Here is a 17,712-nt window from a genome sequence, read left to right as displayed (position 1 = left end):
AGTGTAATGAAGAAAGTCGGTCTTTTTGGAGGAACTTTTAATCCACCGCATATTGGACATTTAATGATGGCCAACGAAGTGTATGCAGCGCTTGGTTTGACGGAAGTACGCTTTATGCCGAATGCAAAACCGCCGCATAAGGATTTGTCCCGCTCGGCAACAAATGCGCAGCGTCTGCGGATGGTTGAGCTGGCGATCGAGGACATTCCTTATTTTCATGTGGAAACATACGAACTTGAGCGCGGAGGGGTATCCTATACATTCGATACAATGAAAGCATTGTGTGAACGTGAACCACAAATACAGTTTTATTTTATTATCGGCGGGGACATGATCGACTCTTTGCATACATGGCACCGTATCGATGAATTAATGGAACTTGTCACATTTGTTGGAGTGATGCGCCCGGGCAGTGAAGCAAAATCTTCCTACGACGTGTGCATGGTGGAAGCTCCGCAAATTGACCTTTCTTCAACATATATTCGAAACCGATTACAGCAATCAGAGGCACCTTTACAATTTTTATTGCCTGCTGCAGTTGAACAGTATATTCGAAAGGAAGGTTTGTATGGATCGTCAAACGATGCTGGCCGCGATTAAAGATCGAATGCCTGAAAAACGGTATATTCATACGGTTGGTGTAATGGAAACAGCGATCCGTTTAGCTCATCAATACGATGAAAATCCACAAAAAGCAGAGATTGCGGCTATTTTCCATGATATCGCTAAATATGCGGATGTTGACTGGATGAAGCAAGTCGTGATCGAACAGCAGTTGGATGCGCGTTTGCTTGACTGGAATGCAGAAATATTGCATGGCCCGGTCGGTGCCTGGATTGTCGAGACGGAATTCCAAATTAATGATGAAGCCATTTTAAATGCAATTCGTTACCATACTACCGGACGTGTGAATATGACAACTATTGAGAAAATTATTTATGTAGCAGATATGATTGAACCAAATCGTAAGTTTCAGGGTGTTGAGGAACTAAGAACATTGGCAGACATCAGTTTAGAAGATGCATTCCGGGCATGTGTGACACATACGCTCAGTTTTTTAGTTTCGTCACAGCAGGCAATTTACCCTGTTTCAATTGAATGCTACAACAGCTTAATAAGAGAGGAATAAACATACATGAATGAAACGTTATTAAATATTACGTACAAAGCAATCGATGACAAGCGAGGAGAAGATATCGTTGCATTAAATATGCAAGGGATTTCACTTTTAGCTGATTATTTCATCATTGCAGAAGGTAGCTCAGAGCGCCAAGTACAGGCAATTGCACGTGAAATTAAAGAAAAAGCAGAAGAAGCGGGCTTCACAGTACGTAAGCTTGAAGGCTTTGATACTGCACGCTGGATTTTAGTCGATATGGGTGATGTTGTTGCACATATTTTCCATAAAGATGAGCGTGCCTATTACAACCTAGAGCGTCTATGGGGAGATGCACCACAATTAGACGCGCCACAAATGGACAATGAATAGTTATGAACGTTTTGCGGAAGTTTATGATGAATTGATGACAGATATCCCGTATACGGAATATGTGGAATGGATTCAGACATTTGCACCTGCACAGAACTATAAAAATCTGCTCGATATTGGCTGTGGTACAGGAACGCTTGCATTAATGCTGCATAAAGCAGGTTACGCTGTATCAGGGATTGACTTATCGGAAGACATGCTTGCCATTGCAAGTGCGCGTATGGAAGCTGAGAAGGTTTCAATGCCTCTATATGCTATGTCAATGGACGAACTAGATGGTTTCAGCGATTTGGATGTTGCCATCATCCCAATTGACTCAATCAACTATGTAAAAGAGCAGCAAAATGTCGTGGAAACATTAAAGCGGATATTTGACAGTCTCCGTGAAGGCGGACAACTATTCTTTGATGTACATTCGTTATATAAAATGGACGATATTTTTCTGGATGGTCCATTTACATATGATGACGGCGAAATTTCATATGTTTGGCATACAGAGCCAGGTGAAGAACCCCATTCTGTGTACCATCAAATGACATTTTTTGTACTAACAGAAAGCGGCCTGTATGAACGTTTTGATGAAGAACATTATCAGCGCACATTTGCGTATGAGCAATATGCGAAATGGCTAAAAGAGGTCGGTTTTTCTCATGTTGAAGTAACGGCAGACTGGACACCAACACAACCGACTGATGAAAGCGAACGAATTTTTATTCGGGCGGTTAAATAAAATAGCTGAAAAAGTAAGTTTCGGCAGTTTTGATGGAAATACCTTTTCATAAAGAAGCGGAATTTGTATAGTGGATGTAAGCTCCATATATAAAACCTTCTTTATGAAAGGGTGTTTTTTATTTTGCAGCCATTTCTGGAGAAGTATAAAAAGCAACTTGCTGTTCTGGGCGGTATCGTTGCTGCGGTATTAATCTACTTATTATTCCTCGATGATTCCTCGCACAGTGCTACGATAGAAACAATTGACCAAATGACAATTCCAGCTATTGAAGAACCTTCCGCAAATCCGGACACGGAAGTTGAAACCGAACAAAAGCCAATAATGGTTGATGTAAAAGGAGCGGTAAAATATCCGGGTGTTTATTCATTATCCGAAGAACAACGGATTGTCGATGCCGTTGAAGCAGCAGGAGGTTACACAGACGATGCCAATCCGGTGCTTATTAACCATGCCCAAAGACTTCAGGATGAAATGGTCATCTATGTACCTAAAATGGGTGAAGAGCCTGCAGAAGTAATGGAACGGATAATACAGGCAGGTCCGGCAACCGGCTCCGGCAGTGGAAATACGACCGGGAAGATTAATATAAATAAAGCGATGGAAGCGGAGTTAACCCAGCTTCCGGGAATTGGTCCATCCAAAGCGGGGGCGATTATTCAGCACCGTTCCGAACATGGGAATTTTCAAGTCATTGATGATTTAAAAAAGGTAACGGGAATCGGGGACAAAACATTTGAGCAGTTAAAGGACCTAATCGACGTAAAATAAAGTGAAATTTCTGACCGAACTTACATTGCGAATGTCAGGAACTATGTATAAACTGATAGGTGACAAAACATTTGGGGGTTATCATATGGAGCGAATTACTTGGGATCAATTTTTTATGGCGCAAAGTCATTTACTCGCATTAAGAAGCACGTGCAGCCGTCTTGCGGTAGGTGCGACAATTGTACGGGAAAAGCGCATCATTGCCGGCGGATATAATGGATCGATTTCAGGTGACGAACACTGTATCGAAGAAGGGTGCTACGTTGTGGACAACCATTGTGTCCGCACAGTGCATGCCGAAACGAATGCATTACTGCAATGTGCAAAATATGGTACGCCATCAAATGGAGCGGATCTATATGTCACGCATTTCCCATGCCTGCCATGCACGAAGACGATCATTCAAGCCGGCATTAAAAATGTGTACTATGCAAAAGATTATAAAAATAATATGTACGCAATGGAACTGTTCAAAAAAGCGGATGTCCATGTTGCACATATTCCATTTGATGAAGCTAAGATCGACTTTCTGCAAGATGAAAAGTTCGCATTGACCGCTGAAATGCTTGAGAAGCTTCGTGAGTTAGGTGCAAGCCGAGATCAGTTGCTCCCATTAGAGGAGAAGATGCATGCTTTATTTGGTAAACTTGTTCAAGCATAACTGGATATTTTACGCCTTGTCGGTTTGTATCAGTGCACTTGCTGCATTTGAAACGGGAAGGCTTCTTTTCCTGCTTGCGTTATTGCTGGTGTTTAGTCTTTATAAGCGACTGGCAAACATCCATCTGTTATTTATTTTAATAGTTGGTATTGGAAGTTACAGCTATTTTTCCTATGAAGTCAATAAGCTTTCACATCCGGTTAAACTACCGGCAATGTTAACGTGGACCGACGAGTACAATATAAATGGTGTGATGTTAAGGGGGTTCATGCTTGATGAATCCGGCAACAAAGTATATGTCACCTATGAATTGAAAACTGAAAAAGAAAAACAGCGCTTCGAGGCACAGCAGCTTGCTGGTACAAGTTTTATTGTAACCGGAGAGCAAGTATCCCCATCATTCCCCGCGCACCGCTATGGCTTTTCTATGGCCCGTTATTTGCAAAGCAAAAATGCAAGAGGGATTATTGAAATTCAGCACCTCCAATATTTTCGGCAAAATAAAAACTTCATGCAACCAATCTATGAACAGCGCTTTCGGTTAAAAAAACATATTGAAGAAACTTTCCCGCCATCTCTTGCAGCAGAGGCACAGGCCCTTTTGATCGGTTTTCAGGAAAATGTCGACGAACAATTAAACCGCGCCTATCAAAAGCTTGGCATTACCCATTTATTCGCGATTTCGGGTTTGCATGTCGCATTTGTCTCGTTCCTGTTTTTTCAGTTATTGCTTCGCTTGAGAATACGCAGAGAAGTCGCTACAGTATTATTGCTTATTTTACTGCCGTTATATGCAATTTTAGCAGGAGGGGCACCGTCTATTTGGCGTGCGGTAAGTGTCGTGGAATTCGTCTTGCTTGCGCAGTATGTTCGTTGGAAAATACCGATGGATGATGCATTGTCGCTCAGCTTTATTGTGTTTGTATTATTAGAGCCTGGTGCAGTTTTTCAAGTCGGCTTTCAGCTATCCTATTTGGCCACGTACAGCTTAGTTTATTCCGGCCGCATTTTAGCCCGCTACTCAAATTTTTGGGTACAATCCTTTTACATTACGTTCGTTTGCCAAATCCTCGTTTATCCTTTATTACTGTTCCACTTTTACGAAATCAGCCTTTCTTCTTTTATCGCCAATATTTTCTTCGTTCCTCTTTTTTCCTTTATTATTTTACCCATCAATCTACTTGTCCTTATACTGACTTTTTTGCCATTCTCGTTTGACTCCATTCTCTTTTCTATGTATGAGCCGCTGCGTACAGCACTGACAAACTTCATTCTTTTCATTCAGCAGCCGATTGTCCAAATGTGGAACCCCGGAAAACCTTCGATTATGTGGCTTGTCATTTTATACGTCTCGGTTTTTTTTACATTTTATTTGCTTGACCAGCAAGCTCCGTTAAAGAAAGTCATCTTTGCTTTAGTACTGCCTGCCTTTATATTTCATATACAGCCATTTTTGCACAGTGATCTGAAAATTGCCTTTGTTAACGTCGGTCAAGGGGACTGCATTGTCATTGAACTGCCGCACAGAAAATCGGTCATTGTTATTGATGCAGGGGGCTTGTTGCGATTTGAACAGGAAACATGGAAAGAGCGCAAAACTCCCTATGAAGTTGGGCGTCAAGTTGTCGTTCCTTATTTAAAAGGACGAGGAATCCAGACAATCGATATATTTATGCTGTCACATGCGGATGCCGATCATGTAGAGGGCGCTGAAGAGGTGTTGCGGGAAGTGATTGTAAAGGAGGTTCATGTGACACCAGGATCGATCACCAAGCCGGTGATGAACGATTTTTTGCATGAGCTTGAGAAAACAAATACGAAACTGATCGAGAAAATGGCTGGTCATAAGTGGCAAATCGGGGGAACAGCATTTGAATATTTATGGCCATTGGAAATTGAATATGAAGGAAATAATGATTCGCTCGTTCTATTTGTAAAGCATGAGGCGTTTCGGGCATTGTTTACAGGGGATTTGGAGCAGGAAGGCGAGAGGGAGCTCATTCGACTTTATAACGAGGAATTACGTAATATCGATCTATTGAAGGCCGGGCATCATGGCAGTAAGACATCAAGCACCGAGGAATTTATAACAGTAACAAACCCTAAATTTGTCGTGTTTATGGCAGGTGAAAATAACCGCTATAATCATCCGCATATTGATGTTGTCAATCGGTTTGAGGCGAAAAATACCCAATACTTCACAACAGGTTTAGACGGTACGATAGAAGTTTCAGTCTCACAAAATCAAATGTACATTGAAAAATCGAATTCTCTTTTTATGAAATAAAAAAGGGGATGGTTTCTCATTTTAACGAGAAACCATCCCACTTTTAAGGAATTACAGACGTGTAGCTGCTTCTACGATTGTTGCAATAATAAACAATACGATGAAGAATCCGCCACCGATGGCGAAACCGTAACCGGCATCCGGGAAGTCATTGCTTTTCATCGCTCGGCCACGACCTTCGAATGGGTTTTCAGCTACATAGTTTGGATCTTGATGTCCTGCCATAAGTATCCCTCCTAATCTTCAATAATTATAGAATATTCTAACTAAAAATGCTATATGAAATGCTAATTATTCCTTTTATTGGTTTATTTAATCGGAGTGAAATTCAAGAAAAATCTATAAATAAATAGAGAGGTGATCGACAAAATAAATTCTTCTTCGGGGCATATAGAGATGCGAAACTGGACATCCTCAATAACGTAAAAAATGGTATACTTAGAACTACGAAAGTAAAGGAGGTTCCCAGTATGATAACAAAAGTATGGCAAGATTTTAAAAAGGGGAATTTCGCACCGGTTTACTTGCTTGTAGGAGAAGAATCCTATTTTGTAGATGAAACAATTAAGCAGTTAAAGGCGGCTCTTCAAAAAAATGAAGAAGCGGAAGTCATGACCTTTGACTTAAATGAACAGCCGATTGATTATGTTATTGATGAAGCGGATACGATTCCGTTTTTCTCGGAACGTAAATTAATAATAGCCAAAAATGCATCATTTTTAAAAGCGACTGAAAAAGGCAAGGAAAAGATTGACCATGATTTAAAGCGTCTTGAAAGCTGGCTGCAGCATCCTACCGATACAGCCATCACCATATTTATCGCTCCGTACGAAAAGTTGGATGAGCGTAAAAAAGTAACGAAGCTTATGAAAGAAAGATGTACAGTAATCTTAGCGGAAACACCACAAAACAACGATTTGAATGTATGGGTAAAAAATGAAGCAGAGCAGCATGGAAAAGCGATTACGGATGAAGCTGTCGGCAAACTGCTTGAAATGGTCGGTCCGAATATGCTCCAGCTTCAGATGGAAATCGAAAAGATGGCCTTGTATTTAGGTGAAGATTATGAAATAACACGTGAACTTGTTGAGGATTTAGTGGCAAAAACGCTTGAGCATGATGCATTTAAAATGCTGAATGCCTATTTGGACCACAATCAGGAAGAGGCTCTCAAAATCTATCATGATCTTTTACGTCAAAAAGAAGAACCGATCAAGCTAGTAGGACTTTTAGCAAACAATATCCGGACAATGACCAATATTTTCTATTTGCAAAAGAAAGGGTACCATCAGCAACAGATTGCAAAACAGCTTAAAATTCATCCGTACCGGGTGCAGGTCATTTCAGGTCAAAGAAACCGCCCATCCGACCAGCGTTTACTCCAAGCGCTCTATAGTCTGGCGGAAGTAGATCTTCAGCTGAAAACAACAGGGGGTAACCGTGAACGTCATCTAGAGCTGTTTTTAATGAAGAAACTATAGAAAATTATATTCTAGGAAACAATGAAAAAAGCCAACTGTGCAGATGCACAGTTGGCTTTATAAGTTTACAATTAAGCTTTTTTCGCTAAACGAGACTTTTTACGAGAAGCCGCGTTTTTGTGAATAAGACCTTTAGAAGCAGCTTTATCTAATGCTTTAGAAGCAGCAACTACTAATTCTTGTGCGTTTTCAGCACCTGTTGCGATCGCTTGCTCAGCTTTTTTAACTGTAGTACGCATTGCAGATTTTGCTTGTGCGTTAGCAGCGTTAGCTTTTTCGTTAACTTTTACACGTTTGATAGCAGATTTAATGTTTGGCATTTCTTTCACCTCCTAGATTTAGGTACGAGATGAGTATTTTCTCACTTATTTCATGTGTCAATACAACAAAAATCATTCTACCAAAGGATTGAAGGAATTGCAATACATAAACGCAAAGAATATTTACTTGACAGTTTGAACAAACTGAATTGTGGAGGTGCATTATGAAAAAAATTGATTGGAATCGAACAGATTTAATTGATGAAACAGCAGAAGTTGTCCAACATCAGACAAAACAGCAAAAGGAAACATTGGAACACGAACGTGGCATTCACATGGAAGAATCTCAACAAAATCGTGTCAAAATCACAAAAGTTGAAGTGAATGCTACAGGGGAAGAAAGAATAAGTAAAAAGCAGGGGACGTATATAACGTTGTCGATCCCTACACTTACATCAGAAGACCGCCATGGTTTTGAGCAAATGCAGGAGTCTTTAATCCATTACCTGCACGATTTGCATAAAGACGTAAAAATTACGGCGGATTCAAAAATTTTAGTGATCGGCTTAGGGAACAAGACGATTACCCCGGATGCAATTGGCCCTTATACGATTGATGCAATGCATAAAAAACAGTCGGAACTGGATTCACCGAAGTTTATTTTGTATGCGCCAGGTGTTACCGGCCAAACAGGATTTGAGACAAGTGATTATATCCATGCATTGGCAGAAAAAATTAAACCTGCGCTCGTCATTATTATCGATGCGCTTGCAACAAGCGGAAGTGCCCGTTTATGTCGGACAATCCAACTGACAGATACAGGGATTCATCCAGGAGGGGGTGTCGGCAACCATCGCAAGGAAGTTTCCAAGGAAGTGCTCGGCGTCCCGGTAACAGCAATCGGAGTTCCGACTGTTGTGGAAGCGCCGATTTTAATCGCCGATGCAATCGATGTTGCATTCAGATCAATTGCGGCTAAAATACAGGAAAGAGGAAAACCGTCAGGAAAGCTTTCTGTAACAAGCTGGACACCTGTAAACGAGGAAGTAGATTTAACGACAGTTGAGCCGATTTTCGGCCAGTGGGCAACATGGCCGACTGAAGATCGCAGACAATTGTTTGAAGAAGTATTTAGTACCCACCCGGAGCGTTTGATGGTTACACCGAAAGAAGTCGACTTCTGGCTAAGCCAATATGCATTTTTACTAGGTGAAAGCTTGTTTACATGGCTTGAAGAAAAACAAAAAGCCGGTAATTAACAGGCGAATTATTTTCTGAACAATAAAAACTAGTTATACGTTCTAAGTTTTACTCTTTTCCCATATTGTATTGGAGAAAGGGTGATGTGTTTGCGGAAACTAAAACGCTTCTCATTATTGTTCTTATTTTTATTTTCACTGCCTATCATTATTGGGCAATTCCCTTTTCCAAATAATGAAATGACTACACAAAAAACTAAAAGTGAACGTCCACACGTTGTTTATGCAGCGGCAGAGCCTATTGTCACAGTACCTGAAGAACCGAAAGTCGATCCATTCGATGTACTGTTGATGTTCACACATTCACACGAGTCCTATAAGCCGATCGTCAAAAAAACAAAAGGGATGCAGGCAGTTTATGATGAAGAAATGAATATTTTTTCACTTCAGGAAATGATGCAGCATTATCTGGAATTAAACGATTTAACCCCACATATTGTAGACTTTGATGTCATGACCGAAATGAAACAGGTTGATGCAACATTTCACCAGGCATACAAAGTGGCTCGACCTGTATTGGCCCAATATTTGGAAGAAAGCGAATATGATCTTATAATCGATTTTCATCGGGATTCAGCCCCTAAAAAAGTGACGACACTTACAGCAAATAATGAACAATATGCAAAGATTGCTTTTGTTGTCGGCGCGGAACATCCTGCATATGAAGCGAATTTAGCTTATGCAACAATGTTAAGTGAGCAAGTGAACCGTATTGTGCCAGGCGTTTCACGCGGAATTATGAAAAAGTCGGGTACTGGTGTTGACGGTGTTTATAATCAGGATCTTGCAACAAATGTATTGCTGATTGAATTTGGCGGTATTGACAACACGGAGGAAGAGCTTCAGCGAACTATGGCAATTTTAGCTCAGGCGATCCGGGTTGCTTTCGTTGAATCTGCAGCATAGATATTAATTGGTTTACAAATAGCAGGCGGGTAGTGTGAGACATGTTGAGCAATTTCAGCACAGCTATTCGCTCCAATACGAAAAACCGCATTTCGCAAAAGTAAGGCGCGAAATGCGGTTTTCCTATTGTAGGTGAAGGTTCGCTGTTGTCGTTTCACTACAATTCATAGTATAATTTAAAATAAGTTATGCCTCTATTGTTCCATTACTTCAAATTGGTGGAGATAGAGGCTGTATTTTAGTAGAAAAGTAAATGGATGAATATTCTACATATGTAGTGACACCAACCCAAAATGGGCTCAGGTGTTTTTTCTAATTAGGAGAGGAATTATACATGAACCGAGAACAACGTTTAAAACGACAAGAAAATATCCGAAATTTCTCGATTATTGCACATATCGACCACGGGAAATCAACACTTGCTGATCGTCTATTGGAAAAGACGCAAACTGTTACACAACGAGAAATGAAGTCCCAGCTGCTGGATTCGATGGATCTGGAGCGTGAACGCGGAATTACAATTAAATTAAATGCCGTACAATTAAAATATAATGCTAAAAATGGCGAGATCTATACTTTCCATCTGATCGACACACCGGGTCACGTCGATTTCACATATGAAGTATCACGTTCATTAGCGGCATGTGAAGGTGCCATTTTAGTAGTCGATGCTGCACAGGGAATTGAAGCGCAAACGCTGGCTAACGTATATTTGGCATTGGACAATGATTTGGAAATCCTACCGGTTATCAACAAAATCGATTTGCCTGCTGCAGACCCTGAACGTGTTCGCGGCGAAGTGGAAGATGTAATTGGGCTGGACGCTTCTGAAGCAGTACTTGCATCTGCAAAAGCAGGAATTGGAATCGAGGATATTTTGGAACAGATTGTTGAAAAAGTACCTGCTCCACAAGGTGATCCAGATGCTCCATTACAAGCATTAATTTTCGACTCTGTTTATGATGCATATAAAGGTGTTATCATCTCAATCCGTATTGTAAATGGTACTGTTAAAGCCGGCGATACAATTAAAATGATGGCAACAGGTGCGGAATTCGAAGTAATCGAAGTAGGAATTCATACACCGAAATCAGTACCACAAGCTGAATTGACAGTTGGTGATGTAGGTTATTTAACAGCATCAATTAAAAATGTTCAGGATACACGTGTAGGTGATACGGTAACTTTCGCAGGCAGCCGTGCTGCTACAGAGCCGCTTCCAGGTTACCGTAAACTAAATCCGATGGTATATTGCGGTCTTTATCCAATTGACACAGCAAAATACAACGACTTACGTGAAGCACTTGAAAAACTGGAATTAAACGACTCTGCACTACAATATGAGGCGGAAACTTCTCAGGCATTAGGTTTCGGTTTCCGATGCGGATTCTTAGGGCTACTGCACATGGAGATTATCCAGGAACGTATTGAGCGTGAATTCAACATTGATTTAATCACGACTGCACCTTCTGTAATTTATGAAGTAACAAAAACAGATGGTTCGGTTTTAAAAGTGGATAACCCGTCAATGATGCCGGATCCGCAAAAAATCGACCGCATTGAAGAGCCATACGTAAAGGCGACAATTATGGTACCAAATGATTATGTTGGTGCTGTTATGGAGCTGTGCCAGAAAAAACGCGGTAACTTCTCAGGCATGGATTACATCGATGACACACGTGTGAAAATCGTTTATGAAATGCCTTTAGCGGAAATTGTATACGACTTTTTTGATTTCTTAAAATCAAATACGAAAGGCTATGCGTCATTCGATTATGAATTAATCGGGTACCAGCCTTCTAAGTTAAGCAAAATGGATATTCTATTGAACGGTGAACAAGTCGATGCATTAAGCTTCATCGTACACAAAGACTTTGCATATGAGCGCGGAAAAGTAATTGTGGAAAAATTAAAAGAGCTGATTCCACGTCAGCAATTCGAAGTACCGGTGCAAGCAGCGATCGGTCAAAAAATTATTGCCCGCTCGACAATTAAATCAATGGGTAAAAACGTACTTGCAAAATGTTACGGCGGTGACATTTCACGTAAACGTAAATTACTTGAAAAACAAAAAGCTGGTAAAAAACGTATGAAACAAGTAGGTTCAGTAGAGGTTCCACAGGAAGCATTCATGGCCGTACTGAAAATGGATGATAATAAATAATTTTTGTAAAAGGCAGATAGAGCAATCTTTCTGCCTTTTATTTTTAGATGTTAGTTTACTGAAATGTTTTTTAAAAATGAGGTAGAAAAGATGACCGATATTTTAAATTTTTTGCAGTATAAAAATGAAAAACTGGAAAGTGAATTGAATAAATTGTTTGAACGGGCCAACTCCCCGGGAAGCCGCGTAGATGTACTGCTGGAAGATAAAGCACTGCAACTGGAGGACCACAAGCTGTTTTTGGCGTTTTTAGCGTATTTAGCGCAGCAAAACATTGAAGCGAAACGATTGTTTCAAGATGTTCTGCGCCTGCCGAAGCATCAATTCGAAGCGAAATATGAAATGAACTGGGCACAAGTCATCAAATTGAGTGTCACATTTTTTACAATTTTACGCGATAATGACCTGAATAGTTACAAACAATTTATCGACTAGCTTGTAACAACCAGTAACAGTTCGCTATAATGATGAAATGAGTAAAGGTAATAAATGATAGGGGGGCAAGTAGTCGATGAATGAAGAACAACGACTAGCTAGTCAGCAGATTAAACAACCTAAAGAAGAAAAAGACTATAGTAAATATTTCGAGAAAGTATTTACGGCTCCTTCACTAAAAGACGCGAAAAAACGCGGTAAAGAAGAAGTAAAGTATCATAAAGATTTTGATATCGAAGAAAAATATTTAGGAATGGGACAGGATCGTAAGTTTTATATTCGAACATACGGCTGTCAAATGAACGAGCACGATACTGAAGTAATGGCTGGTATTTTCATGCAGCTTGGCTATACACCGACTGAAATGATTGAAGAAGCGGATGTCGTTTTACTAAACACATGCGCAATCCGTGAAAATGCGGAAAATAAAGTATTCGGTGAGCTGGGCTTCCTGTTAAAATATAAACGTAAAAATCCGGAAATGCTGATCGGTGTTTGCGGATGTATGTCGCAAGAAGAATCTGTCGTGAACAAAATTTTAAAACAGTATCAGCATGTTGATATGGTGTTCGGTACACATAATATCCACCGATTACCGAATATTTTACACGATGCTTATATGTCTAAGGAAATGGTTGTCGAAGTATGGTCAAAAGAAGGCGATGTCATCGAAAACCTACCGAAAAAACGTATTGGTTCAATTAAAGCTTGGGTGAATATTATGTACGGCTGCGACAAGTTCTGTACATATTGTATCGTTCCATATACACGAGGCAAGGAACGTTCTCGTCGCCCTGAAGAAATTATTCAGGAAGTACGTGAACTGGCAGCACAAGGCTATAAAGAAATTATGCTATTAGGCCAAAATGTCAATGCATACGGGAAAGACTTTGATGATATCGAATACCGACTTGGTGATTTAATGGACGAACTCCGTAAAATCGATATTCCGCGTATTCGCTTTACAACAAGTCATCCGCGCGACTTTGATGATCATTTAATCGAAGTATTGGCAAAAGGCGGCAATCTCGTCGACCATATTCATTTACCGGTACAGTCGGGTTCAAACGAAATTTTAAAAATTATGGCACGTAAATATACACGTGAGCATTTCCTGCAATTAGTCGATAAGATTAAAGCGGCAATTCCGGGAGTAACACTGACAACAGATATCATTGTAGGCTATCCGAATGAAACAGAAGAGCAATTCCAGGAAACGCTTGATTTGTATCGCCAAGTCGGCTTTGATATGGCATTTACGTATATTTATTCGCCTCGTGAAGGAACACCTGCTGCAAAAATGGTCGATAATGTAACAGAGGAAGAAAAGAAAGATCGTCTGCACCGTTTGAATGCGATTGTCGGGGAGTATTCTGCAAAAGCGCTCAAAGACTTGGAAGGTCAAACAGTTGAAGTTTTAGTTGAAGGCAGCAGTAAAAGACGCGATGATGTGTTAGCTGGCTATACGCGCAAAAACCGTCTTGTTAACTTTAAGGCAGATCCAAAATATATTGGTAAGCTTGTGAATGTAAAAATTTTAGAAGCAAAATCTTACTCATTAATGGGTGAGTTTGTAGAAGAACTGACAAAAGAGGGGGAGTTCGTAAGATGACAACAAAATTGTATACAAAAGATGAGATTGTAGAAAAAGCAAAAGAAATTGCCCATATGATTGCGAATACCGAAGAAGTAGAATTTTTCAAAAAAGCGGAAGAACAAATTAACGAAAACCAATTTGTACGCGAAAAGATTGCCTCATTGAAAGCACTGCAAAAGCAGGCCGTTAACTTCCAGCACTTAGGGAAAGAAAAAGCGCTGAAAATGATTGAAGGTAAGATTACAGGAATCGAAACAGAAATTGACGAATTACCAGTCGTTCAACAATTTAAACAATCGCAGACAGAAGTAAATGAATTGTTACAATTAGTATCAAATGCCATTGCGAATAATGTCACAGATGAAGTCATTACTTCTACAGGCGGCGATGTATTAAAAGGCGAAACAGGATCGAAAGTACGAAATAGTACACCAGGCTCATGTTCTTAAAATAATTAAGAGCTAGAATATAACCCAAAAAAAAACTATTTTTCTCTGAGAGAAAAATAGTTTTTTGCTGTGTGTTAAAAATTTGTTTTCCATTCCGGGACGCTTTCCGCGAGCGTAAATACTTAGCAATATGTGTAAATAATAGTGTCGATATTCCTACTCTGTTTTGTTATAATTTAAGTTAGTTAGAACTATATAGGAAGGACTTTGCCTATGAACGAATTTGACCATCTAAGTGTAAGTGATGAAGGAATGTACGATTGGTTATGTCAGATGGCCAGGCAGATTGATACGGCAGTAGCAATTATCAACCCGAATAATGGTTATACAATTGACTTTGTAAACCAGATCTTTATGCAAACAACAGGATACGATGAAGATGATATAATCGGGTCAACACTGTCATTACTACAAGGGCCTCTTACTGATATGTTAAATGAGAATTCGATTCAGGAAAGTATTGAAAATGGACTTACGTTTAAAACATCTTCCTTTCATTACCGAAAAGATGGCTATGCATTTTGGAACGAAGTCAGGCATTTACCAATGTTCAATCAGCAAGGAGTGCTCCAATATTGTGTCATCATAATGAAAGATGTAACAGACTCCATGAACATCGAGTCATTAATTGAGCTGGAACGTGAAGTCTATTTTAGCCTGGAAACAGGGCATCCGCTTGAAAATGTATTACGCAATATTTGCAGATCAGTTGAAGTAACATTCGGAAAGAAATGCCACTGTTCCATCGTACTAGTTGATGAAAATGACCGGATGATTAATATTTACGGTGAAATGTGGAAAGATCTGAAGAAGCTTGATGAAAAAGTACTGTTAATGGATATCGGAGACAAAAGGAAAATCAATAAACCGCTCATCATTAAAGATTTAAAGCAGTCGGATTATCATGAAGCATATCGTCCAATTATTGAAAAGTATCGTTTAGTTTCAATGTGGAGTCAGCCGATTTTAAATTCTGAAGGAAAAACGATCGGCTTATTTACAATGTACTTTGAACAACGGGCAGAGCCAAAAACGATTGAAATAAAATTTATGAATCGAATTGCACCAATCGTTACACTCGCATTAAAGTATTTTGATCAGAAAACTGCAATTCGTCGTCTTGCTTTTCACGATGTTGCATCCGGATTAAATAATTATGAGCGCTTTAAAATCATTTTAAATGATTTTGCTGCTGAACAGTCGAAAGGGCATTTATATATTATTGAACCGGGAGAATATCAAAATATTATTGATTTGTATGGCCGCCAAGGCGGTGATGAAGTACTGCGTCAGCTTGCAAATCGAATTCAGAATATCTCGACATTCGAAGACTCGATCATTGCAAGGTACACACACTCAGCGATCATTGTTGCTACACGGCTGTCATTAAGGGAAATGAATATTCCGCCTTTTGAAGCGGATCAGGTTTTATCTGAACCATATTATATTGATGGAAAAGAAGTGTATTTAACATTAAAAATAGGAACTTCATCTTTTAGTTCCAGTATCAACTACATAGAAGCAGTCCGCCAGGCGGATAATGCGTTATCAAGTGCCCTTAAAGTAACGGGCACTGTTATTAAAAACTTTAATATGGGTTTAATTGAGTCAGTCGAACAAGAGATGAATGTACTGGCCCATTTTACGCGCGGTTTAAAAAATAGTGAATTTTTCCCGATGCTCCAGCCGAAAGTAAACTTGATGACTGGAGAAATCGAAAGTTTTGAGGCGCTGGCACGCTGGAATTCAGCGGACTTAGGTTTCGTCTCACCAACGTTATTTATTCCGGTCGCAGAAAATACCGGCAATATTTATAAAGTTGATCTCGAAATTTTTAAAAAGGTACTTCAATGGCAAAAACAACGTCACGATGCAGGATTGAAATTGTACCAAGTATCGATTAATATTTCACCGAGTCATTTTTATAATCCGGCATTTGTGGAAAGTTCCATAGCCCTTATAGAAAGCTATAAAATAGATCCGAAATTTATAAAATTTGAAATAACCGAAAGTGTCGAGCTGGAAGATGTCTTAAGAGCCAAAAAAATAATCGATGAGCTGCAGCAACTTGGTATTGAAACGTCGATTGATGATTTTGGTGTTGGTTATTCATCACTCAGTTACTTGCAGGAACTGCCGTTTAAAGAAATTAAAATCGATAAAAGTTTTGTTGATGATTTAGCGAATCCGCGGATGAATGCTGTCATAAAAACCATCATTCAACTTTCGGATAACTTGAACATGGTGTCGGTTGCAGAAGGGATCGAAACAGAAGAACAGCATCTTGAGCTGAAGCGATTAGGCTGTCAGGTCGGGCAAGGGTATTATTATTATAAACCGATGCCAATTAAACAAATAAATGAACTACTGGATAACGAAATAAAAATTTCTTTCAGCAAATGAAACTCTCAGTGAAATAAAAATATGGGCTAAACAACAAAGCACTATGTAGGCCATATCCCGCATACGGATACGACAGTACTGAGCAACATTTGAGCGAAGCAATAGGAATAGCACTACTACAATAAAGGATTGTAGTAGTTTTTTCTTTTCTAAAAACTCATTTCACCCTTTAGGCACCTGCCGCATACAATAAGTCGAGCAGTTGAAGAAAGGAGAGATGTTCGGTGAAGCGTTTACGTCAAATTGTGACGAAAGCAGTTATTGCAAAAGGGAAGAAGCGTACCGAATGTGTTGAAACGCTCTGTCCACCGAATGCGCCAACGAGCATATTAGGTTGCTGGGTAATTAATCATCAATACCAAGCGAAACGTAATGGTAAATTTGTTGAGGTGACAGGGAAGTTCGATGTGAATGTGTGGTACGCATATAACAATCATTCAAAAACGGCAGTGCATACAGAGACAATTTCCTATAAGGATCGTGTCAAACTGTCATTCCGCGATGGAGATGAAGTCGATTCAAATGATGTAAAAGTCCGTGTTTTACAAGCGCCGAATTGTATTGAGGCAATTATTACAAAGCAAGGCGACAAAATTCAAGTGACGGTTGAGCGTGAATTTTTAGTGGAAATTATTGGGGAAACGACAGTTGTCATTAATGTACACCCGCTAGATTACGAAGATGAATGGTCGTTTGAAGAAAGTTCACAACAACCATCCAGCAGTTCTTCATCCTCATCCTCGTCGTCATCCTCGTCCGACTCTGGCGGCAAAGATTTTGGCAAAGATTATGATTCCTCATCATTTTCGTAAAAGTGTCT

General features: G+C 39.7%; 18 protein-coding genes. 16 read left to right on the top strand and 2 right to left on the bottom strand.

The annotated features are described in order from the left end of the window. The first annotated feature begins 6 nt into the window (after window positions 1-6). From B5473_RS18670 to B5473_RS18640, 7 genes are all read left to right on the top strand, one after another. Complete coding sequence (locus B5473_RS18670) at window positions 7-600, top strand: nicotinate-nucleotide adenylyltransferase (RefSeq protein WP_079527938.1); 594 nt, start codon at window positions 7-9, stop codon at window positions 598-600. Beyond that, the gene (gene yqeK, locus B5473_RS18665) at window positions 569-1,129 is read left to right on the top strand and encodes a bis(5'-nucleosyl)-tetraphosphatase (symmetrical) YqeK (protein WP_079527936.1); all 561 of its coding nucleotides are present in this window, start codon (window positions 569-571) and stop codon (window positions 1,127-1,129) included. Before B5473_RS18670 ends, yqeK begins: the two co-directional genes overlap by 32 nt. A gap of 6 nt (window positions 1,130-1,135) precedes the next feature. Further along, window positions 1,136-1,489: a ribosome silencing factor gene (gene rsfS / locus B5473_RS18660; protein WP_079527934.1), complete on the top strand. Its 354-nt coding sequence runs from the start codon at window positions 1,136-1,138 to the stop codon at window positions 1,487-1,489. Beyond that, window positions 1,482-2,219, top strand: a complete 738-nt coding sequence (locus tag B5473_RS18655) for a class I SAM-dependent DNA methyltransferase (RefSeq protein WP_079527932.1) — start codon at window positions 1,482-1,484, stop codon at window positions 2,217-2,219. The genes rsfS and B5473_RS18655 overlap by 8 nt, the downstream gene beginning before the upstream one ends. A 123-nt stretch (window positions 2,220-2,342) precedes the next feature. Further along, a complete protein-coding gene (locus tag B5473_RS18650) occupies window positions 2,343-2,990 on the top strand; it encodes a helix-hairpin-helix domain-containing protein (protein ID WP_079527930.1) in 648 nt (215 codons plus the stop codon). Window positions 2,991-3,075: 85 nt separating this feature from the next. Next, on the top strand, window positions 3,076-3,651 hold the full coding sequence (locus B5473_RS18645; RefSeq protein WP_079527928.1) for a ComE operon protein 2: 576 nt from the start codon (window positions 3,076-3,078) through the stop codon (window positions 3,649-3,651). Further along, window positions 3,620-5,938, top strand: a complete 2,319-nt coding sequence (locus B5473_RS18640) for a DNA internalization-related competence protein ComEC/Rec2 (RefSeq protein ID WP_079527926.1) — start codon at window positions 3,620-3,622, stop codon at window positions 5,936-5,938. Before B5473_RS18645 ends, B5473_RS18640 begins: the two co-directional genes overlap by 32 nt. Window positions 5,939-5,989: 51 nt before the next feature. On the opposite strand, the gene B5473_RS18635 is transcribed toward B5473_RS18640, so the two are convergent. Continuing rightward, a complete protein-coding gene (locus B5473_RS18635) occupies window positions 5,990-6,163 on the bottom strand; it encodes a YqzM family protein (RefSeq protein WP_079527924.1) in 174 nt (57 codons plus the stop codon). Window positions 6,164-6,408: 245 nt separating this feature from the next. Between B5473_RS18635 and holA the strand changes: the two genes are divergently transcribed. Next, the gene (holA, locus tag B5473_RS18630; RefSeq protein ID WP_079527922.1) at window positions 6,409-7,419 is read left to right on the top strand and encodes a DNA polymerase III subunit delta; all 1,011 of its coding nucleotides are present in this window, start codon (window positions 6,409-6,411) and stop codon (window positions 7,417-7,419) included. Window positions 7,420-7,490: 71 nt separating this feature from the next. Here holA and rpsT read toward each other — a convergent pair whose 3' ends face one another. Beyond that, a complete protein-coding gene (gene rpsT / locus B5473_RS18625) occupies window positions 7,491-7,739 on the bottom strand; it encodes a 30S ribosomal protein S20 (protein ID WP_079527920.1) in 249 nt (82 codons plus the stop codon). A 164-nt stretch (window positions 7,740-7,903) separates the two neighbouring features. On the opposite strand from rpsT, the gene gpr reads away from it, so the two are divergent. The 8 genes from gpr (at window position 7,904) to cotE (ending at window position 17,704) form a co-directional block, all read left to right on the top strand. Then, on the top strand, window positions 7,904-8,938 hold the full coding sequence (gene gpr / locus B5473_RS18620) for a GPR endopeptidase (protein WP_079527918.1): 1,035 nt from the start codon (window positions 7,904-7,906) through the stop codon (window positions 8,936-8,938). An 84-nt stretch (window positions 8,939-9,022) separates the two neighbouring features. Continuing rightward, a complete protein-coding gene (gene spoIIP, locus B5473_RS18615) occupies window positions 9,023-9,844 on the top strand; it encodes a stage II sporulation protein P (protein WP_079527916.1) in 822 nt (273 codons plus the stop codon). Window positions 9,845-10,178: 334 nt separating this feature from the next. Next, complete coding sequence (gene lepA / locus B5473_RS18610) at window positions 10,179-12,008, top strand: translation elongation factor 4 (RefSeq protein ID WP_079527913.1); 1,830 nt, start codon at window positions 10,179-10,181, stop codon at window positions 12,006-12,008. A 90-nt stretch (window positions 12,009-12,098) separates the two neighbouring features. Beyond that, window positions 12,099-12,443 carry a hypothetical protein gene (locus tag B5473_RS18605; RefSeq protein ID WP_254865369.1) on the top strand — a complete coding sequence of 115 codons (345 nt, stop codon included), beginning with the start codon at window positions 12,099-12,101 and terminating at the stop codon, window positions 12,441-12,443. Between the two features lie 76 nt (window positions 12,444-12,519). Continuing rightward, window positions 12,520-14,055, top strand: a complete 1,536-nt coding sequence (gene miaB, locus B5473_RS18600; RefSeq protein WP_079527909.1) for a tRNA (N6-isopentenyl adenosine(37)-C2)-methylthiotransferase MiaB — start codon at window positions 12,520-12,522, stop codon at window positions 14,053-14,055. After that, window positions 14,052-14,489: a RicAFT regulatory complex protein RicA family protein gene (locus B5473_RS18595; RefSeq protein WP_079527907.1), complete on the top strand. Its 438-nt coding sequence runs from the start codon at window positions 14,052-14,054 to the stop codon at window positions 14,487-14,489. Before miaB ends, B5473_RS18595 begins: the two co-directional genes overlap by 4 nt. A 213-nt stretch (window positions 14,490-14,702) precedes the next feature. Further along, on the top strand, window positions 14,703-16,892 hold the full coding sequence (locus B5473_RS18590) for an EAL domain-containing protein (RefSeq protein WP_079527905.1): 2,190 nt from the start codon (window positions 14,703-14,705) through the stop codon (window positions 16,890-16,892). A 224-nt stretch (window positions 16,893-17,116) separates the two neighbouring features. Further along, window positions 17,117-17,704: an outer spore coat protein CotE gene (gene cotE / locus B5473_RS18585; protein ID WP_079527903.1), complete on the top strand. Its 588-nt coding sequence runs from the start codon at window positions 17,117-17,119 to the stop codon at window positions 17,702-17,704. The last annotated feature ends 8 nt before the right edge of the window (window positions 17,705-17,712 follow it).

This window comes from Solibacillus isronensis, from assembly GCF_900168685.1.
GTDB classification, from domain to species: domain Bacteria; phylum Bacillota; class Bacilli; order Bacillales_A; family Planococcaceae; genus Solibacillus; species Solibacillus isronensis_A.
The sequence above is the reverse complement of the archived record's forward strand: the minus strand, read 5'-3'. Positions and strand labels throughout refer to the sequence as shown.